This is a genomic window from Kitasatospora sp. NPDC127111, assembly GCF_042677465.1.
Classification (GTDB): Bacteria; Actinomycetota; Actinomycetes; order Streptomycetales; family Streptomycetaceae; genus Kitasatospora.
The window spans coordinates 368,524-387,059 of record NZ_JBHXTG010000001.1; the positions used below are offsets into that span (position 1 = coordinate 368,524).

The window sequence follows — 18,536 nt, forward strand, 5'->3', positions numbered from 1 at the left end:
GATGTGGGCGGAGCTGCTCCCCGTGGGCCGCTCCGCCTCCTCCGGCGGTTACCGCCGCTTCGCCTGGAACTCCGCCGACGCCGAGTGCCGGTCCTGGTTCGAGGAGCAGGCCCGCAACCGCGGCCTCACCTACGAGCTGGACCGCAACGGCAACCAGTGGGCGTGGCTGGGCGACCCGCGGGGCGAGGGCGCGGTCGTCACCGGCTCGCACCTGGACTCCGTCCCGGACGGCGGCGCCTACGACGGCCCGCTCGGCGTGGTCTCCTCCTTCGCCGCCCTGGACGAACTGCGTGGCCGCGGCGCCCGGTTCACCAAGCCGCTGGCGATCGTCAACTTCGGCGACGAGGAGGGCGCCCGGTTCGGCGTCGCCTGCATCGGCTCCCGGCTCACCGCCGGCGTCCTCGGCAAGGAGGCCGCGTACGAGCTGCGCGACGCCGACGGCGTCCGGCTGCCCGACGCGATGGAGCGGGCCGGCTACGACCCGACCGCGATCGGCGCGGACGGCGACCGGCTGGCCCGGATCGGCGCCTTCGTCGAACTGCACGTCGAGCAGGGCCGGTACCTCGCCGAGGACCAGCCCGTCGGCGTGGCCAGCGCGATCTGGCCGCACGGCCGCTGGCGGTTCGACTTCCACGGCGAGGCCAACCACGCCGGCACCACCCGGATCGAGGACCGCCGCGACCCGATGCTCACCTACGCCACCACCGTGCTCGCCGCGCGGAAGAAGGCGAAGCTGGCGGGCGCCCTGGCCACCTTCGGCAAGGTCGCGGTCGAACCCAACGGCACCAACGCGATCGCCTCCCTGGTGCGCGGCTGGCTGGACTCCCGGGCCGCCGACGAGGCGACGCTCACCGACCTGGTCGGCGAGATCGAGCGCGCCGCGTACGAGCGCGGCGAGCGCGACGGCGTCCGGGTCGAGCTGACCCGCGAGTCCTACACCCCGGTGGTGGACTTCGACGGCCCGCTGCGCGACCGCCTCGTACGGCGGCTCAGCAAGACCGGGGGCCCGGGCGGCGTGCCGGTCCTGCCGACCGGCGCGGGACACGACGCCGGAATCCTGGCATCGGCGATCCCGACCGCCATGCTGTTCGTACGTAACCCGAGCGGCGTCTCGCACTCCCCGGCCGAACACGCCGAGACGGCCGACTGCCTGGCCGGCGTGTCCGCCCTCGCCGACGTACTGGAGGACCTGGCGTGTCAGTAACCTACTGGGCGCAGTACGCCTGGCTGCCGCACGTCAACGGGCCGGTGGTCGAGCAGGACGTGCTGATCGCCACCGGGCCCGGCGGCCGGATCACCAAGGTGACGCCGGACAGCGGGCCCTGCCCGCCCGGCGCCGTCCGGCTGGAGGGCCTGCTGCTGCCCGGCCAGGCCAACGCCCACTCGCACGCCTTCCACCGGGCGCTGCGCGGCAACGTCCAGGTCGGCTCCGGCACCTTCTGGACCTGGCGCGACACCATGTACCGGTTCGCCGGCGCGCTCGACCCGGACAGCTACCTGGCGCTCGCCACCGCCGTCTACGCCGAGATGGCGCTCGCCGGCATCACCGCGGTCGGGGAGTTCCACTACCTGCACCACGCGCCCGGCGGCGCCCGCTACGATGACCCGAACGCGATGGGCGAGGCGCTGATCGAGGCCGCCTCCCGGGCCGGCATCCGGATCACGCTGCTGGACACCTGCTACCTGTCCTCCGGCTTCGGCGCCGAGCCGACCAAGCCGCAGCGCCGGTTCAGCGACGGCGACGCCGACACCTGGGCCGAGCGGCTGGACGGGCTCAAGCCGCGCGAGCACGCCCGGATCGGCGCCGCGATCCACTCCGTCCGGGCCGTCCCCGCCGAACAGCTCGGCACCGTCGCGCACTGGTCGGCGATGCGCAAGGCGCCGCTGCACGTCCACCTCTCCGAGCAGACCGCCGAGAACGACGCCTGCCTCACCGCGCACGGCGTCACTCCGACCCGGCTGCTCGCCGACCACGGCGCCCTCGGCCCGCGCACCTCGGCCGTGCACGCGACCCACCTCACCGAGGAGGACATCAAGCTCCTCACCGACAGCTCGACCACCATCTGCATGTGCCCCACCACCGAGCGGGACCTCGCGGACGGCATCGGGCCGGCCCGGCAGCTGGCCTCGGCCGGCTGCCCGGTCACCCTCGGCAGCGACAGCCACGCCGTCATCGACCCGTTCGAGGAGGCCCGCGCGCTGGAGCTGGACGAGCGGCTGCGCACCCGCACCCGCGGCCACTGGACGGCCAACGCGCTGCTCCGGGCCGGCACCGAGGACGGGCACGCCTCGCTCGGCTGGCCGGAGGCCGGGCGGATCGAGGCCGGGTCGCTGGCCGACTTCACCGTGATCGCCCTGGACTCGGTCCGCACCGCCGGCCCGCCGTTCCGGCTCGGCGCCGAGATCGCGGTCTTCGCCGCCTCCGCCGCCGACGTGCGGCACCTGGTGGTCGGCGGCCGGCACGTGGTCAAGGACGGGGTGCACCAGCTGGTGCCGGACGTCCCGGGCGCGCTGCGCTCCTCGATCGCCGCGCTGAGCTGCTGACGAGCCGCTGAGCCGAGCCGAGAGATCCCGTTGTCTCCCCGGGGAGGGGCGAGGGCCGACCCCGCCCCTCCCCGGGGTTCCACTCCGAAAGGCCTGACGTGAGCACCCCCAGCACCCCGAGCCCGAGCCCGAGCCCGAGCCCGAGCGCGAGCGCGAGCACCGAGCGGAGCGAGGGCATGCCGAGCACCCTGATCACCGGGATCGGCAGCCTGGTCACCAACGACCCCGCGCAGGGGGCCGGGCCGCTCGGCCTGCTCACCGACGCGGCCGTGGTGGTGGACGGCGGCACGATCGCCTGGGTCGGCCCGGCGTCCGAGGCGCCCGCCGCGGACGAGCGGTTCGACGCGGCCGGCCGGGCGCTGCTGCCCGGCTACGTCGACTCGCACGCCCACCTGGTGTTCGCGGGCGACCGCACCGCCGAGTTCAACGCCCGGATGTCCGGCCAGTCGTACACCGCCGGCGGCATCCGGACCACGGTGGCCGCCACCCGAGCCGCGAGCGACGCCGAGCTGGACGCCAACCTGGCCCGCTTCGTCCGCGAGGCGCTGCGCCAGGGCACCACCTCGATCGAGTGCAAGTCCGGCTACGGCCTGACCGTGGTGGACGAGGCCCGGGCGCTGCGGATCGCCGCCTCGTACACCCCCGAGACCACGTACCTGGGCGCCCACGTGGTCGCCCCCGAGTACGCGGACGACCCGGCCGGCTACGTCGACCTGGTCACCGGCGACATGCTGGACGCCTGCGCGCCGTACGCCCGCTGGGTCGACGTGTTCTGCGAGAACGGCGCCTTCGACGGGGACCAGGCGCGGGCGATCCTGACCGCCGGGATCGAGCGCGGCCTCACCCCCCGGGTGCACGCCAACCAGCTCTCGTACGGGCCGGGCGTGCAGCTCGCCGTCGAGCTCGGCGCGGCCTCCGCCGACCACTGCACCCACCTGACGGACGAGGACGTGGCCGCGCTGGCCGGCTCGGCGACGGTGGCGACGCTGCTGCCGGGCGCGGAGTTCTCCACCCGCGCCGCGTACCCGGACGCGCGGCGGCTGCTCGACGCGGGTGCGGTGGTGGCGCTGTCCACCGACTGCAACCCCGGGTCCAGCTTCACCAGCTCGATGGCCTTCTGCATCGCGGTCGCGGTGCGGGAGATGGGGATGACGCCGGACGAGGCGGTCTGGGCGGCCACCGCGGGCGGCGCGCACGCGCTGCGGCGGAGCGACGTCGGGGTGGTCGCGGTCGGCGCCCGGGCGGACCTGCAGCTGCTGGACGCCCCCTCGCACGTCCACCTCGCCTACCGGCCGGGCGTGCCGCTGACCGCCGCGGTCTGGCGCGCCGGCGTCCGCGAGGTCTGACCGGCCCCGGCGCCCCCGCACCCGGCCCGGGTGCGGGGGCACCGGATTCCGCACCGGCGCCCGCCGCCTACCGCAGGCCCAGTGACCGCCGGAGGAAGTCGAGCTGGTGGTGGTGCAGGTTCTCCGCCACCGCCTCGTCCGAGGGCGTGTGGGTGGTGCCGCTGAGCGGCAGGACCTCGTGCGGGCGCCCGGCGGCGAGCAGCGCGCCGGAGAGCCGCAGGGCGTGGACGGGGAAGACGTTGTCGTCGGCGAGGCCGTGGATCAGCAGCAGCGGGCGGCGCAGCCCGGGCGCGTCGCCGATCAGCGAGCAGGCGTCGTAGCGCTCGGGGTGCTCGTCGGGGTGGCCGAGGAACCGCTCCTGCCAGTGGGTGTCGTAGAGCCGCTGGTCGGTGGGGGCGGCGCCGGCGACGGCGGCGTGGAAGACGTCCGGCCGCCGCAGGACGGCGAGCGCGGCGAGGTAGCCGCCGTAGGACCAGCCGCGGATGGCGACCCGGTCGAGGTCCAGCAGTCCCGGCCGCAGCCGGGCGGCCTCGTGCAGGCCCTCGACCTGGTCCGCCAGGGCGGGCCCGGCCTTGTCCCCGAACACCGACTTGTCCCAGCGCGGGCCGCGCCCCGGGGTGCCGCGGCCGTCGACGGCCAGGACGGCGAAGCCCTGGTCGGCGAACCACTGCGAGACCAGGTCCCACCAGGCGCCGCCGGTGGTGACCTTCTGCAGCGCGGGACCGCCGTACGGGTCGACGAGGACGGGCAGCGGGCCGTCCTCCGGGCGGTGGCCGGTAGGCAGGAAGAGCGCGGCCCGCAGGTCGCGCGGGCCGAGCCGGAGCAGCTCGGGCCGTGCGGAGAGGACGGGCGCCTGCGCGTACGAGGTGACCGGGAGCGCCGGGCGGCCGTCCCGCCGGACGGTGGTCCGGCCGGCGGGGGCGCCCGGCTCCCGGGTGGTGAGGACGAGCGTGCCGCCGCGCCGGACGCCGGTGTGCAGGCCGGGTCCGTCGCTCAGCCGCCGCGGTCCGGCGACCGGGTCGTACGACCAGAGGTGGGTCTCGACGGGATTCTCGGTGGCGGTGAACAGCACCTGATCGCCGTCCGTGCCGAGCACCTCGCGCAGTTGCAGTCCGGTCGGGGTGACGGGCCGGCCGTCGATCGTGAGGTGCCGGGTGTCGCCGTCGTCGGCGGAGCCGGCCAGCGCTCCGCCCGCGGTGCGCACCGGCAGGCCGGGGACCAGTTCGACCCAGTGCGCGTCGCGCTGCTCGGCGAGCGTGCGGGTGGTGCCGTCGGCCGGGTCGATCGCCAGGACCAGGACGGTCCGCTGGTCGCGGGTCTGCACGGCGGCGTACGGGCCGTGGGCGTCCCAGCCGGCGGCGGCCAGGTACTCGTACCCGGCGCGGTCCCAGCGGACCTCGGTGGCGCGGCCGTCGAGGCCGAGCAGCCGGAGCGAGACGTCGGCGTTGGCGGTGCCGGCCAGCGGGTAGCGGATCACCCGCGGCCGCCGCTGAGGGTCGGCCGGGTCGGCGAGGTGCAGCCGGCCGAGCGGGCGGTCGTCGACCCGGGCGACGAGCAGCCCGGTGCCGTCCGGGGACCACCAGTGGCCGCGGGTGCGGTGCATCGACTCGGCGGCGACGTGGTCGGCGACCCCGTACGCCACCTCGGCGTGCTCGGGTGCGGCGAGCGCGCGGTCGTCGGTGCCGTCGAGGTCGGCCACCCGCAGGGCGCCGTCGCCGACGTAGGCGATCCGGTGGCCGGCCGGGTCGAGGCGCGGGTCGTACACCGCGGTGGCGGTGGGGACCGGCCGGACGGTGCCGTCGACGGTGTCGGCGAGCCAGAGCGCGCCGTCGAGCGCGAAGGCGGCGAGCCGGCCGGTGGCGTCGGTGCTGAACGCGGTGATGCCGGCGGTGAGGACCCGGGCCCGTTCGCGGCGGACGCGCTCGGCCTCGGGGAGTTCGCCGCCGGGGCCGCCGAGCTCCGCCGGATCGACGAGCAGCCGCTCCGCGCCGGTGGCGGTGTCGAGCGCCCACAGGCAGGACAGCGGGTCGTCACCGGCCCGGCTACGCAGGTACAGCACGGTGCCGCCGTCGGCGGAGACGGCGGGGTGGGCGGGGGCGCCGAGGGTGAAGCGCCGGGTGCGGGCGAGCTGGCGGGGGAGGGTGTCGGTCGGCATCCCGTCACCCTCGCACGGCCGGCCGCGGCCCCGCCGGGAAAATGCGGCCGCGGGCGGAAGTGCCGCCCGCGGACCCCACGCCGCGCGGCGTGCACCGCCCGCCCGTGGGAACGGCCGCCCGCGGGAACGGCCGGGGCCGGGAACGCGGCCGGGGCCGCCGTGGATCTCAGGAATCCACGGCGGCCCCGGAGCCTGTGCCAGGCCGGCGGCGGGTCAGTGCGTCAGTGCACGTCGCCCATCAGTCGCACGACCTTCTTGCGGTACAGCGCGAGGGCCACGCCGGCGATGATCGCCATGGCGCCCTGGACCGCGAAGTACCAGGTGGAGCCGACCACGTCGTCGCCGAGGACCAGCTGGAAGATGGCCGCGACGCAGTCGCCCGCGGTGACGGCGAGGAACCAGACACCCATCATCTGGCTGGCGTACTTGGTCGGCGCCAGCTTGGTGGTGACGGAGAGGCCGACCGGGGAGAGGGTCAGCTCACCGACGGTCTGGACCAGGTAGACCATGGCCAGCCAGAGCGGGGTGACCTTGGTGCCGCCCGCGGCGGCGCCCATCGCCAGCATCATGACCAGGAAGGAGGCGCCGATCATCAGCAGACCGAAGGCGAACTTCATGGTGGTGCTGGGGTTCTTGGCCTTGCGGGACAGGGCCACCCACATCCAGGCGAAGACCGGGGCCAGCGCCATGATGTACAGCGGGTTCAGCGACTGGAACCAGGTCGACGGGAAGTCCATGCCGAACAGCGTCGACGCGGTGTTCTCGTCCGCGAAGATGCTCAGCGTCGAGCCGGACTGGTCGTAGATCATCCAGAACACGGCGGCGGCGACGAAGAACCAGATGTAACCGCTCATCCGGGACTGCTCGGTCGCGTCGAGGTCCTTGTCGCGCTTCACCTTGGCGAAGACGAAGACCGGGATGGCGATGCCCGCGATCGACAGCGGCCAGATCGCCCAGTCGATGGTGAAGTGGCCGGTCAGCGCGACGACCGCGTAGAAGACCGTGGCCACGGCCAGCCAGAGGCCCGCCTTCTTGAAGATCGCGCTCTTCTCGGCCGCCGAGATCGGCGAGGTCACCACGTCGCTCTTGGCGCTCAGGTGGCGGGTGCCGAGCAGGAACTGGCCGAGGCCGAGCGCCATGCCGACGCCGGCGAGGGCGAAGCCCAGGTGCCAGTTGACGCTCTGGCCGACGGTGCCGATGACCAGCGGGGCGGCGAAGGCACCGAGGTTGATGCCCATGTAGAAGATCGTGAAGCCGCCGTCGCGACGCGGGTCGTTCGGGCCGTCGTACAGGTGGCCGACCATCGTGGAGATGTTGGCCTTGAGCAGACCGGAGCCGACCGCGATGAACGCGAGGCCGACGAAGAACGACGCGCTGGCCGGGATCGCCAGCAGGAAGTGGCCGATCATGATGATCGTGCCACCGACCGCGACGGTCTTGCGGGCGCCGAGGAAGCGGTCCGCGATCCAGCCGCCCGGCAGGGCGAGCAGGTAGACCATGGCCGTGTACACGCTGTAGACGGCGGCGGCGACGGCCGCCTTCATGCCGAGGCCGCCCTCCGCGACGGAGGCCGTCATGTAGAGCACCAGCAGGGCACGCATGCCGTAGTAGCTGAAGCGCTCCCACATCTCGCTCATGAAGAGAGTGGCGAGGCCCCGGGGGTGCCCGAGGAAGGTCTTGCCGCTGGGAGAGGCCGGCTTGAGGCCGGCGTCCAGGGTCGTAGACGCCATGAGTAGTGGTTCCTTGCCTGAAGCGTCCGCCAAGGGGGGTGGAGGCGGACGTGGACGGAACCACTGTACGTGGCGATATTTGGAGGTATCAGCTGACAAAACCCGCCAATTAGGTATGGCGATGGTAAAGCTTGCGACAGGTTAGCTCGGACGATCCATGGTGGAGGCGCCGGAATTCCTTCGGTTTCAAGATCGAAGCGCAGAATCTTCGCCGAACGGCCGGTCCGGCAGCGTCCGTTGACCGGTGATCGCGCTCCGTATAACGATCACGCTCTGTGAACTACCTCACAGCGACAGCGGGTATACCCCGGCGGACTACCATCACCACATGACCTGTGTGCTGCTCGCCGAGGACGATCCGGCGATCTCCGAACCGCTCGCCCGGGCCCTGCGACGCGAGGGCTACGAGGTGCTCGTCCGCGAGGACGGTCCGACCGCACTGGCCGCCGGACTCACCGAGGAGGTCGACCTCGTCGTCCTCGACCTCGGCCTGCCGGAGATGGACGGCCTGGAGGTCTGCCGCCGCCTGCGCGCCGACGGCAAGAGCTGCCCCGTCCTGGTGCTCACCGCCCGGGCCGACGAGGTCGACACCGTGGTCGGCCTGGACGCCGGGGCCGACGACTACGTCACCAAGCCCTTCCGCCTCGCCGAGCTGCTCGCCCGCGTCCGTGCCCTGCTGCGCCGCGGCAACGTCGACCAGCTCACCACCGGCGCGCACGGCGTGAAGATCGACATCGAGTCGCACCGGGCCTGGCTCGGCGAGGAGGAGCTCACCCTCTCCGCCAAGGAGTTCGAGCTGCTGCGGGTACTGGTCCGGGACGCCGGCCGGGTCGTCACCCGCGAGGAGATCATGCGCCAGGTCTGGGACACCACCTGGTGGACCTCGACCAAGACGCTGGACATGCACATCTCCTGGCTGCGCAAGAAGCTCGGCGACGACGCGGCCAACCCCCGGTACATCGCCACCGTGCGCGGGGTGGGCTTCCGCTTCGAGAAGAATTAGCGCGCAGGAGAAGGCGGCAACACCACGGGGAGCGGCAGCGTGAAACGCCGGATGATCAATTCGCTGCTGGGCGTGGTCCTGGTGGTGGTGGCGGTGTTCTGCGTCCCGCTCGCCCTGGTGGAGAAGCGCACCATCGTCAACGCGGCCCAGGACCGGGTGGACGCCGCCGCCGTCCGGGTGCTGGCCCTGGTGGAGAACCGGCTCGCCGCGGGCGAGCCGGTCACCGGCGACAAGTTCGCCAACCAGGTCACCGACGGCCAGTACGTCGAGGTGGACATCCCCGGCAAGGAGCCCGTCTCCAGCGGCGAGCGGCCGGCCGGCGACCACCTGCTCAAGGCCGTCGAACAGGGTGCCAGCGGCGAGACCGTCACCGTCGAGCAGTCCCGGGAGGCGGTCGACCACGAGGTCGCCAACATGCTGCTGCTGCTCGGCGTGGTCGCGCTGCTCGCCGTGCAGGCCGCCGTCGCCCTGGCCGTCTGGCAGGCCAAACGGCTCGCCCGCCCGCTCACCGACCTCGCCGAGACCGCCGAACGCCTCGGCTCCGGCGACCCCCGCCCGCGCGACCGCCGGTACGGGGTGCCCGAGCTCGACCGGGTGGCCGAGGTGCTGGACGTCAGCGCCGAACGGATCGCCCGGATGCTCACCGCCGAGCGCCGGCTCGCCGCCGACGCCTCGCACCAGCTGCGCACGCCGCTCACCGCGCTGTCCATGCGGCTGGAGGAGATCACCGCGCTCGCCGAGGAGCCGGAGACCGTCAAGGAGGAGGCGACCATCGCCCTCCAGCAGGTCGAGCGGCTCACCGACGTCGTCCAGCGGCTGCTCACCACCCAGCGCGACCCACGCAGCCCCACCGCCGTCGCCTTCGACCTGGACGAGGTCATCAAGCAGCAGGTGGAGGAGTGGGGGCCCTCGCTGCGCGGCACCGGCCGGGTGCTCCAGGTCGAGGGCCTGCGCGAGGTCACCGCGGTCGGCACCCCGGGCACGGTGGCGCAGGTACTGGCCACCCTGATCGAGAACTCGCTGATGCACGGCGCCGGGACGATCACGCTGAGGGTGCGGCCGTCCGGGACGTCGGTGGTGGTCGAGGTGCAGGACCAGGGTGCCGGGGTGCCGCCGGAGCTGGGCAACCGGGTCTTCGAACGCGCGGTCAGCGGCCGCAACTCGACCGGCATCGGCCTGGCCGTCGCCCGCGACCTCGCGGAGGCGGACGGCGGCCGGCTGGAACTGCTCTCGCTGCAGCCGCCGGTGTTCGCGCTCTTCCTGGGGCGGAGCCACAGGAACGACTAGCGCAGTCTGGGGCGGAGCCGCCGGGACGACTAGCGCGGTCCGGGGCGGAGCCGCCGGGACGACAGGTGAGTCGTGATCAGCTCGGCATCATGCCCAGCTGCCTCATCAGACCCATCACGTCCCACTGCCACCAGCCTTCCTGGATCATGCCGTCCTTGAACCGGAAGGTCGTCGTCCCGCGTCCGACCACCGACTTGCCGGTGGACGGTACGCCCATGAAGTCGGCCTTCTGCGTGGCGTTCCAGGTCCACCGGAGGGCGACCTCGTCGCCGTCGGCGAGCTGGCTCTCGACCGCGAAGCTGAAGTCGAAGGCGTTGACGTAGCCGCTGCAGCGCTCCTTGAACGCCGCCCTGCCGACCGCGTCGCCCTCGCTGCCGTAGTCGTGGTCCCGGTAGTCGGCGGCCATGCACTCGTCGATCACGCCGAGGTTGCCCTTGGCGAGCTCGTCGAGGACCCGCATGGCGGTGGTCTTGTTGAACTGCGCGTCCCGGACCACGTCCAGATCGGTGAAGGACGGCGGCTCGTCGCAGAGCGCCACCATCTCCCGGAAGATCCGGTCGGTCTCGGGCAGGTTGGAGTTCTTCATGGCCTCCTCGTAGGAGGGGAACTCCACGATCTCCACGACGTGCTTGGTGTCGGCGCGGTCCGTGGCGACCACCGCGTGGCCGGCCGTCCGCTTTCCCCTGGTCTGCTCGGCCCACGTGTCCATGAGCCGGTTGAGGTCGTCCACCCGGTCGGTCTTGCAGTCGATGATCTGGACGAACGCCATGGCGAGCCTCCTGGGAACCCCCCTACGGCCTCGATCGTCCGCAAGCCGCGCTCGCCCTCGGTAACCACTGTCCTCTCGCCGGGGCGGCCCGGGCAAGTGGGGAGGGCTTCGGCCCTACTCGGCCTTGGCGTACCGGATCTCCTCGGTGGCCAGCACCCGCTCGGCCTGCGCGACCACGCCGGGGGCCGCGCCTTCGGCGGCCTTCACCTCGGGGATCGCCTTGAACACCCACGTCCGGTACGAGAAGAAGCGGAACAGGGTGCCGAGGCCGGTGCCGAAGGCCTTGGAGGCGTTGTACGCCAGCGGCCCGTGCAGGCCGAGCGTGTACGTGGCGAACCAGACCGTGCCGTTCTCGATCAGCATCCCGACCCCGCTGAAGATCAGGAAGAGCGTGATCTCACGCCGGCGGGAGGCCGCGTCGCTCTCGCGGTAGACCCAGTAGCGGTAACCGAGGTAGTTGGCGGCGATGGCCACCATCGTCCCGATCACCGAGCAGCGCACGGGCGCCCAGCCGGTCAGGTGCAGTACGGCGTTGGAGACGCCGAAGTTCACGAAGACACCGACCAGGCCGACGACGGCGAACTTCACCACTTCGCCCGAGATCCCGCGCAGTCTCTGCGCCAGCGAGGGGTTCGACGCCGTGGTCGTCGCCATACCGGGCTGCCTCCATGTACCTGCCGACGAGAGGGCCCGGAGCGGTTGCGCGGCTGACCCCTGGAGCCCTGCGTGCACGCACATGATCTGATCGCGCGTACCAGGGCCTAGCAGAACAGGCTACCCGTTTCCACCAGGTGGCTCAGCCCGGAGAGTGGCAGCTTGACATCTACGCGCGTCCGCCCCCACGGTCCCCCCGGTGGCGCCACCACCCCCCACCGGCCCGGATATCCTGGGGCGCGTGACTTCCCCGGGCAATGCGAATTTTCCAGTGCTGGGCATGATCGGCGGCGGGCAGTTGGCCCGCATGGCACACCAGGCGGGCATCCCGCTCGGGGTCCGGTTCAAACTCCTCGCCGACACGCCCCAGGACTCCGCCGCGCAGGTGGTCTCCGAGGTCGTCCTCGGTGACTACCGCGACCTCGACACGCTGCGCCGCTTCGCGGCCGGCTGTGACGTGATCACCTTCGACCACGAGCACGTGCCGACCGAGCACCTACGGGCCCTGCAGGCCGACGGCATCGCCGTCCGGCCCGGCCCGGAGGCGCTGGTCAACGCCCAGGACAAGGGCGTGATGCGGGCGAAGCTCGACTCCATCGGCGTGCCCTGCCCCCGGCACCGGATCGTCGCCGACCCGGCCGACGTCACCGCCTTCGCGAACGAGGGCTCCGGCTACCCGGTCGTGCTGAAGACCGTCCGCGGCGGCTACGACGGCAAGGGCGTCTGGGTCGTCGACGACGAGCGGGAGGCGCAGGCGCCGTTCCTGGCCGGCGTCCCCGTGCTGGCCGAGGAGAAGGTCGACTTCGTCCGCGAGCTGGCCGCCAACGTGGTCCGCTCGCCCAGTGGCCAGGCCGTCGCCTACCCGGTGGTGGAGAGCGTCCAGGAGAACGGCGTCTGCGCCGAGGTCACCGCTCCGGCGCCGGACCTCGACCCCGCGCTCTCCGACGAGGCCCAGCAGCTGGCCCTGCGGATCGCCGGCGAGCTGGACATCACCGGTCACCTCGCGGTGGAGCTGTTCCAGACCCGGGACGGCCGGATCCTGGTCAACGAGCTGGCCATGCGCCCGCACAACTCCGGGCACTGGAGCCAGGACGGCGCCGTCACCTCGCAGTTCGAGAACCACCTGCGGGCCGTGCTCGACCTGCCGCTCGGCGACCCCCGGCCGCGCGCCAAGTGGACCGTCATGGTCAACGTCCTCGGCGGCGACTACCCGGACATGTACCACGCCTTCCTGCACTGCATGGCCCGCGACCCGGGCCTGAAGATCCACATGTACGGGAAGGACGTGAAGCCCGGCCGCAAGGTCGGCCACGTCAACGTCTTCGGGGACGACCTCGACGACGTCCGCGAGCGCGCCCGCCACGCGGCCGCCTACCTGCGAGGAACGATCACCGAATGACCCAACCGTCGCCCGGCCACCACTCCTCTTCGAGCGCTGACGCGCGCACCCCCGTCGTCGGCATCGTGATGGGCTCGGACTCCGACTGGCCCGTGATGGAGGCCGCCGCCCAGGCCCTCGACGAGTTCGAGATCCCCTACGAGGTGGACGTCGTCTCCGCGCACCGGATGCCGCGCGAGATGGTCGCGTACGGCGAGAACGCCCACCGGCGCGGCCTGAAGGCGATCATCGCGGGCGCCGGCGGCGCGGCCCACCTCCCGGGCATGCTCGCCTCGGTCACCCCGCTGCCGGTCATCGGCGTGCCGGTGCCGCTGCGCTACCTGGACGGCATGGACAGCCTGCTGTCGATCGTCCAGATGCCGGCCGGTGTGCCGGTGGCCACCGTCTCGGTGGCGGGCGCGCGCAACGCGGGCCTGCTGGCGGTGCGGATGCTGGCCGCGTTCGACCCGGAGCTGACCGAGCGGATGACCGACTTCCAGGCCGAGCTGAACAGCCAGGCCACCGAGAAGGGCAAGAAGCTTCGGGCCAAGGTGGCGGGTTCCTCCTCCTTCGGCTTTGGAAAGTAGTCACATCGGATACAACAGCTCGTATGACTTCTGAGCTGCTGGATCCCTCCGCCTCCTCCGCCACCGAACTGCTGGAGCGCGCCAGGGCCGTCCTCCGGAAGACCCCCGTGGTGGACGGGCACAACGACCTCCCGTGGGCGATGCGCGAGCAGGCCGGCTACGACCTCGACGCGCTCGACCTGGCCGCCGACCAGCGCGACCGCCTGCACACCGACCTCGCCCGCCTCGCCGCGGGCGGGGTCGGCGCGCAGTTCTGGTCCGTCTACGTGCCCTCGCGGCTGGCCGGCGACCACGCGGTCAGCGTCACCCTGGAGCAGATCGACTTCGTCCGCGCCCTGGCCGAGCGCTTCCCCGACCGGCTCCGGCTCGCCCTCACCGCCGCGGAGATGGAGTCCGCCCGGGCCGAGGGCCGGATCGCCTCCCTGATGGGCGCCGAGGGCGGCCACTCCATCGACTGCTCGCTCGCCACCCTGCGCGCCCTGTACGAGCTCGGCGTCCGCTACCTGACGCTCACCCACAACGACAACACCCCGTGGGCCGACTCCGCGACCGACAAGCCGGTGGCCGGCGGCCTGACCGCCTTCGGCGAGGAGGTCGTCCGGGAGATGAACCGGCTCGGCATGCTGGTCGACCTCTCGCACGTCTCCGCCGACACCATGCGCGACGCGCTGCGGGTCAGCGAGGCGCCGGTGCTCTTCTCGCACTCCTCGGCGCGCGCCGTCTGCGACCACCCGCGCAACGTCCCGGACGACGTGCTGGCCCAACTGCCCGTCAACGGCGGCGTGGCGATGGCCACCTTCGTGCCCAAGTTCATCCTGCCCGCCGCCATCGAGTGGACCGCCGCCGCCGACGGGAACATGCGCGCCCACGGCCTCGACCACCTGGACACCACCCCGGCCGGGATGGCCTGCCAGCGGGCCTTCGAGGAGGCCAACCCGCGCCCGGTCGCCACCCCGGCCACCGTGGCCGACCACCTCGACCACATGCGCGAGGTGGCCGGCATCGACCACATCGGCATCGGCGGCGACTTCGACGGCACCGCCTTCCTCCCGGCCGGACTGGACGACGTGGCCGGCTACCCCAACCTGATCGCCGAACTGCTCCGCCGCGGCTGGTCGGAGTCCGACCTCGGCAAGCTGACCTGGCACAACGCGGTGCGCGTGCTGCGCGACGCCGAGGCCGTGTCCGCCCGGCTCCGCGCCGGACGCCGCCCGTCCATCGCCACCATCGCGCAGCTCGACGGCTGAGCCGCCGGAGTGCGCCGCCCGCCCCCGCCCCTCGGTGGAGGGCAGGGGCGGGCGGTGTCCTACGCGAGTGGGACGTAGCGGAACTCCGGGCCGTAGTACTTCGCCGGATCGTTGGGCAGCGGCTTCTCCATCAGCTCGACGGCGGGCCCGCCGAGGCCGAACATGAAGCCGATCGCGTCGTTCAGGTGGCCGTCGGCCTTCTCGGGGTCCTCCACCGTCCACGCCAGCTCCAGTGAGCGCAGCAGGTCGCTGAAGGTGGTGTTGAAGGTGCCGAGGAGATCCTTCACGGCCGGGTCGACGGGCGCGGTCGACGGGTCCGCGGCCCAGCCGCCGCGCGGGACCACGGCCATCGGGCGGGCCGCCGGCAGGGGGATCGGGTCACCGGTGAAGTCGAACCTGGGCGGGTCCTGCTGGACCCGCACCAGCCGCCGGCCGCGGTAGATCTGCCGGAAGGTGTAGTAGTGGGCGAGCTCCCCGTCGCCCGCGGTCGGGTCGTCGGGACTGCGCGAGGTGCCCTCGCCCTGTTCCTTGATGACCTGGATCGCCTGCTCGACCTCCGCCAGCGCGGTCAGCGGGAAGACGCGGTTGCCCGACCCGTGGCCCAGGTCGGTGTCCCGCTGCCGGGTGCCGCGGATCGTGAGCCCCGGCTGCCGGAAGGCCCGGTGGATCGCGTCGTAGAAGGCGCCGATCGAGGGGAACGCCTCGGTGGACTCGGCCAGCGGGTCGACCGGCTTCTCGATCTCGGAGTACATGCGCACCGATTCCCGGGTCAGGCCGCCGAGGTAGACCGTGAGGCCCTGGGGCCGTACGCCGCCGGGCAGCGGGCACGGGTACGGCGGCACCACGGCGGTCGAGGCGAGGACCGGGGTGCCGCCGACGGTGGTGAGCATGTTGCAGGCGAGCCCCAGGTGGGTCATCTCGTTGAAGACGATCTCTTTGATCATGAGGGAGACGCCGGCCTCGTCCGGGTCGTCCTCGCGGATCGACCAGAGGCCGCAGAGGTACGGCGGCAGCGTGGCGAGCTCCAGCATGACGGCCTGCTGGAGCGAGTCGCGCAGCCACTCCTCGGAGCGGTCCGTCTCGGCCACGTCCATCAGCTCGATGATCGCGGTGCTCTCGTAGTTGAGCCCGGCCAGGGTCACGGCGACCCCCCTTTCGGTCGGCACGATCGGTTCGGGCCAACTGTTGGGGGTGCGGATGGCGGGGTGTACGAACCGGGGTGGCGTGTCGCGGCGTTCGACCCGAACGGTGGGCGCGGGCCGGCCCGCGTGCGCCGGGTCCGGGCTCAGCCGAGCAGCGGGATCTCGATGGCGGGGCACCTGTCCATGACCATCGCCACCCCGGCGGCCGTCGTCCGGGCGTAGGCGTCCTCGTCCACCACGCCGAGCTGGAACCAGACCGCCTTCGCCCCGGCGGCCACCGCCTGGTCGGCGACCTCGCCGGCCAGCGCGCTGTTCACGAACACGTCCACCACGTCGACCTCGAACGGGATCTCGGCGAGCGAGGCGTACCCCGGCTCGCCGAGCACCGTCTCGGCCTTGGGGTGGACCGGCACGATGCGCTTGCCGTGGCGCTGGAGGACCCGGGCGACGCCGTACGCCGCCCGGGCGGTGTTGGTGGACAGGCCGACCACCGCCCAGGTGTCGCCCTTGGCGGTGAGGATGTCGCGGACCGTCGCGTCGTCGCCGTAGCTCGTCATGTCCGGTCCCAACGACGTACCCCGGTGGGGGATTCCCGCCGCGCGGACCGGGCCCGGGTCAGTGGGGGCCGGGTCAGTGGGGGCGGCCGAGCGCCCGGTACGTCCAGCCGGCCGCGCGCCAGGCGTCGGCGTCCAGGGCGTTGCGGCCGTCCAGCAGCCGGCGCTCGGCGACCACCGTGCCCAGCTCGGCCGGGTCGAGGTCGCGGAACTCCTGCCACTCGGTGAGGTGCAGCACCACGTGGGCGCCGGTCGCGGCCTCCAGCGGCGAGTCGGCGTAGGCCAGGCCCGGGAACATCTTGCGGGCGTTGTCCATGGCCTTCGGGTCGTACACCGTGACCTGCGCGCCCTGGAGCTGGATCTGGGCGGCCACGTTGAGCGCGGGGGAGTCCCGGATGTCGTCCGAGTTCGGCTTGAAGGCGGCGCCGAGGACGGCCACCCGGCGGCCGAGGAAGCCGCCGCCGCACTGTTCGCGGGCCAGCTCGACCATCCGGGAGCGGCGCCGCATGTTGATCGAGTCGACCTCGCGCAGGAAGGTCAGCGCCTGGTCGGCGCCCAGCTCGCCGGCCCGGGCCATGAACGCGCGGATGTCCTTGGGCAGGCAGCCGCCGCCGAAGCCGAGGCCGGCGTTGAGGAACTTGCGGCCGATCCGTTCGTCGTAGCCGAGCGCGGTGGAGAGCAGGGTGACGTCGGCGCCAGCCGCCTCGCAGACCTCCGCCATCGCGTTGATGAACGAGATCTTGGTGGCCAGGAAGGAGTTGGCGGCGGCCTTGACCAGCTCGGCGGTGGCGTAGTCGGTGACCACGAACGGCACCCCGGCCGCGATCGGGTCCGCGTACACCTGGCGCAGCAGCTGCTCGGCCCGCTCGCTGCGGGCGCCGACCACGATCCGGTCCGGGCGCAGGGTGTCCTGGACGGCGAAGCCCTCGCGGAGGAACTCCGGGTTCCAGGCCAGCTCGGCGCCCTCGCCGACCGGCGCCAGCGCGGCCAGCCGCTCGGCCAGCCGGTTCGCCGAGCCGACCGGGACGGTGGACTTGCCGACCACCAGCACCGGGCGGGTCAGGTGCGGGGCGAGCGCGTCGATCGCGGCGTCCACGGCCGACATGTCGGCGGCGAACTCGCCCTTGAGCTGCGGCGTGTTGACGCAGACGAAGTGCACGTCGCCGAACTCCGCGGCCTCCTGGGTGGAGGTGGTGAACCGGAGCCGGCCGGTCGAGCCCTCGTGACCGGCCACGTGCTTGAGCAGCAGGTCGGACAGGCCCGGCTCGTACATCGGGACCCGGCCCGCGGTCAGCATCGCGATCTTCTCGGGGTCGATGTCCAGACCGAGCACCTCGAAGCCGAACTCCGCCATGGCGGCGGCGTGGGTGGCGCCGAGATAGCCGGTGCCGATCACGGAGATGCGGAGGGTCACGGGTTCCCCTTTGCGGAATCTCGACCTGGGCGGAAGTGGACGGGCGGGACGTAACGACCCCTGATGCTATCCGCCCGCCGGGGTGCCGCCCAGGCGGTCCCAGCAGCACCGATCCACCCGGGCCCGCGGTCCGGCCCCGGGCCCGGCCGACGGTCCCGCGGCCCGGGCGACACCTTGCGGCCGGACGTCGGCGGAACCTAGGCAGCCGCAGGTCGGAGCCCTAGGATCTACTGAACGGTAGCTAACTTCACTCCTTCATCACGCGAACGAGGCGGGAACCATGGCGGGCAGCGCAGGGGCGGCGGACTTCGATCTCTTCCGGATCTCCGAGGAGCACGAGATGCTCCGTGAGGCGGTGCGTTCGCTGGCCGAGGCGAAGATCGCTCCGTTCGCGGCGGAGGTGGACGAGCAGGGGCGGTTCCCGCAGGAGGCGTTGGACGCGTTGCAGGGCAATGACCTGCACGCGGTGCACGTGCCGGAGGAGTACGGGGGTGCGGGGGCGGACGCGCTGGCGACGGTGATCGTGATCGAGGAGGTGGCGCGGGTGTGCGCCTCGTCGTCGCTGATCCCGGCGGTGAACAAGCTGGGTTCGCTGCCGGTGCAGTTGTCGGGTTCGGAGGAGCTGAAGGCGAAGTACCTGGGTGCGCTGGCGCGTGGGGAGGGGATGTTCTCGTACTGCCTGTCGGAGCCGGAGGCGGGTTCGGACGCGGCGGGGATGAAGACCCG

General features: G+C 72.9%; 16 protein-coding genes. 9 read left to right on the plus strand and 7 right to left on the minus strand.

The window, feature by feature from the left end:
* Window position 1 precedes the first annotated feature (1 nt).
* The 3 genes from ACFVHB_RS01770 (at window position 2) to hutI (ending at window position 3,890) form a co-directional block, all read left to right on the plus strand.
* Window positions 2-1,204, plus strand: coding sequence for an allantoate amidohydrolase (locus ACFVHB_RS01770; protein WP_380314263.1), 1,203 nt, complete (start codon window positions 2-4; stop codon window positions 1,202-1,204).
* On the plus strand, window positions 1,195-2,544 hold the full coding sequence (locus tag ACFVHB_RS01775; protein ID WP_380314235.1) for a formimidoylglutamate deiminase: 1,350 nt from the start codon (window positions 1,195-1,197) through the stop codon (window positions 2,542-2,544). The genes ACFVHB_RS01770 and ACFVHB_RS01775 overlap by 10 nt, the downstream gene beginning before the upstream one ends.
* Window positions 2,545-2,720: 176 nt before the next feature.
* Window positions 2,721-3,890 (plus strand): imidazolonepropionase, encoded by a 1,170-nt coding sequence (gene hutI, locus ACFVHB_RS01780; protein ID WP_380314236.1) that lies wholly within the window; start codon window positions 2,721-2,723, stop codon window positions 3,888-3,890.
* Window positions 3,891-3,957: 67 nt separating this feature from the next.
* On the opposite strand, the gene ACFVHB_RS01785 is transcribed toward hutI, so the two are convergent.
* Both ACFVHB_RS01785 and ACFVHB_RS01790 read right to left on the minus strand, forming a co-directional pair.
* A complete protein-coding gene (locus tag ACFVHB_RS01785; RefSeq protein WP_380314237.1) occupies window positions 3,958-6,045 on the minus strand; it encodes a prolyl oligopeptidase family serine peptidase in 2,088 nt (695 codons plus the stop codon).
* A 221-nt stretch (window positions 6,046-6,266) separates the two neighbouring features.
* Window positions 6,267-7,775 (minus strand): peptide MFS transporter, encoded by a 1,509-nt coding sequence (locus tag ACFVHB_RS01790; RefSeq protein WP_380314238.1) that lies wholly within the window; start codon window positions 7,773-7,775, stop codon window positions 6,267-6,269.
* Between the two features lie 328 nt (window positions 7,776-8,103).
* Here ACFVHB_RS01790 and ACFVHB_RS01795 point away from each other — a divergent pair, with 328 nt between their 5' ends.
* Together ACFVHB_RS01795 and ACFVHB_RS01800 are read left to right on the plus strand one after the other, a co-directional pair.
* Window positions 8,104-8,778 carry a response regulator transcription factor gene (locus tag ACFVHB_RS01795; RefSeq protein ID WP_030290974.1) on the plus strand — a complete coding sequence of 225 codons (675 nt, stop codon included), beginning with the start codon at window positions 8,104-8,106 and terminating at the stop codon, window positions 8,776-8,778.
* Window positions 8,779-8,817: 39 nt separating this feature from the next.
* Entirely contained in the window at window positions 8,818-10,065 is a 1,248-nt protein-coding gene (locus tag ACFVHB_RS01800; RefSeq protein WP_380314239.1) for an ATP-binding protein, read from the plus strand.
* Window positions 10,066-10,141: 76 nt separating this feature from the next.
* Here the strand turns inward: ACFVHB_RS01800 and ACFVHB_RS01805 are convergent, their stop codons facing one another.
* Window positions 10,142-10,834, minus strand: coding sequence for an ester cyclase (locus ACFVHB_RS01805; RefSeq protein ID WP_380314240.1), 693 nt, complete (start codon window positions 10,832-10,834; stop codon window positions 10,142-10,144).
* Between the two features lie 114 nt (window positions 10,835-10,948).
* Window positions 10,949-11,488, minus strand: a complete 540-nt coding sequence (locus tag ACFVHB_RS01810; protein ID WP_380314241.1) for a GtrA family protein — start codon at window positions 11,486-11,488, stop codon at window positions 10,949-10,951.
* Between the two features lie 280 nt (window positions 11,489-11,768).
* Between ACFVHB_RS01810 and ACFVHB_RS01815 the strand changes: the two genes are divergently transcribed.
* The 3 genes from ACFVHB_RS01815 to ACFVHB_RS01825 are packed head-to-tail and all read left to right on the plus strand — an operon-like array spanning window position 11,769 to window position 14,700.
* Entirely contained in the window at window positions 11,769-12,887 is a 1,119-nt protein-coding gene (locus ACFVHB_RS01815) for a 5-(carboxyamino)imidazole ribonucleotide synthase (protein ID WP_380314264.1), read from the plus strand.
* Complete coding sequence (gene purE / locus ACFVHB_RS01820) at window positions 12,884-13,453, plus strand: 5-(carboxyamino)imidazole ribonucleotide mutase (RefSeq protein WP_380314242.1); 570 nt, start codon at window positions 12,884-12,886, stop codon at window positions 13,451-13,453. Before ACFVHB_RS01815 ends, purE begins: the two co-directional genes overlap by 4 nt.
* Before the next feature lie 23 nt (window positions 13,454-13,476).
* Entirely contained in the window at window positions 13,477-14,700 is a 1,224-nt protein-coding gene (locus ACFVHB_RS01825) for a dipeptidase (RefSeq protein WP_380314243.1), read from the plus strand.
* Window positions 14,701-14,759: 59 nt separating this feature from the next.
* Here ACFVHB_RS01825 and ACFVHB_RS01830 read toward each other — a convergent pair whose 3' ends face one another.
* The 3 genes from ACFVHB_RS01830 to ACFVHB_RS01840 all read right to left on the minus strand — a co-directional run bounded on the left by ACFVHB_RS01830 (window position 14,760) and on the right by ACFVHB_RS01840 (window position 17,810).
* Window positions 14,760-15,842, minus strand: a complete 1,083-nt coding sequence (locus ACFVHB_RS01830; protein ID WP_380314244.1) for a ferritin-like protein — start codon at window positions 15,840-15,842, stop codon at window positions 14,760-14,762.
* A 143-nt stretch (window positions 15,843-15,985) separates the two neighbouring features.
* On the minus strand, window positions 15,986-16,399 hold the full coding sequence (locus ACFVHB_RS01835) for a CoA-binding protein (RefSeq protein ID WP_380314245.1): 414 nt from the start codon (window positions 16,397-16,399) through the stop codon (window positions 15,986-15,988).
* A gap of 73 nt (window positions 16,400-16,472) precedes the next feature.
* Window positions 16,473-17,810: a UDP-glucose dehydrogenase family protein gene (locus ACFVHB_RS01840; protein ID WP_380314246.1), complete on the minus strand. Its 1,338-nt coding sequence runs from the start codon at window positions 17,808-17,810 to the stop codon at window positions 16,473-16,475.
* 280 nt (window positions 17,811-18,090) lie between these two features.
* Between ACFVHB_RS01840 and ACFVHB_RS01845 the strand changes: the two genes are divergently transcribed.
* The coding region (locus ACFVHB_RS01845) for an acyl-CoA dehydrogenase family protein (RefSeq protein WP_380314247.1) at window positions 18,091-18,536 on the plus strand (446 nt) is incomplete at its 3' end.

What these genes read in the sequence shown, in the direction of transcription:
- ACFVHB_RS01770 (WP_380314263.1), top strand. Translation starts at nt 2, where the DNA reads ATGTGGGCGGAGCTGCTCCCCGTGGGCCGCTCCGCCTCCTCCGGCGGT.
- ACFVHB_RS01795 (WP_030290974.1), top strand. Translation starts at nt 8,104, where the DNA reads ATGACCTGTGTGCTGCTCGCCGAGGACGATCCGGCGATCTCCGAACCG.
- hutI (WP_380314236.1), top strand. Translation starts at nt 2,721, where the DNA reads ATGCCGAGCACCCTGATCACCGGGATCGGCAGCCTGGTCACCAACGAC.
- ACFVHB_RS01815 (WP_380314264.1), top strand. Translation starts at nt 11,769, where the DNA reads ATGATCGGCGGCGGGCAGTTGGCCCGCATGGCACACCAGGCGGGCATC.
- ACFVHB_RS01785 (WP_380314237.1), bottom strand. Translation starts at nt 6,045, where the DNA reads ATGCCGACCGACACCCTCCCCCGCCAGCTCGCCCGCACCCGGCGCTTC.
- ACFVHB_RS01835 (WP_380314245.1), bottom strand. Translation starts at nt 16,399, where the DNA reads ATGACGAGCTACGGCGACGACGCGACGGTCCGCGACATCCTCACCGCC.
- ACFVHB_RS01805 (WP_380314240.1), bottom strand. Translation starts at nt 10,834, where the DNA reads ATGGCGTTCGTCCAGATCATCGACTGCAAGACCGACCGGGTGGACGAC.
- purE (WP_380314242.1), top strand. Translation starts at nt 12,884, where the DNA reads ATGACCCAACCGTCGCCCGGCCACCACTCCTCTTCGAGCGCTGACGCG.
- ACFVHB_RS01790 (WP_380314238.1), bottom strand. Translation starts at nt 7,775, where the DNA reads ATGGCGTCTACGACCCTGGACGCCGGCCTCAAGCCGGCCTCTCCCAGC.
- ACFVHB_RS01810 (WP_380314241.1), bottom strand. Translation starts at nt 11,488, where the DNA reads ATGGCGACGACCACGGCGTCGAACCCCTCGCTGGCGCAGAGACTGCGC.
- ACFVHB_RS01825 (WP_380314243.1), top strand. Translation starts at nt 13,477, where the DNA reads ATGACTTCTGAGCTGCTGGATCCCTCCGCCTCCTCCGCCACCGAACTG.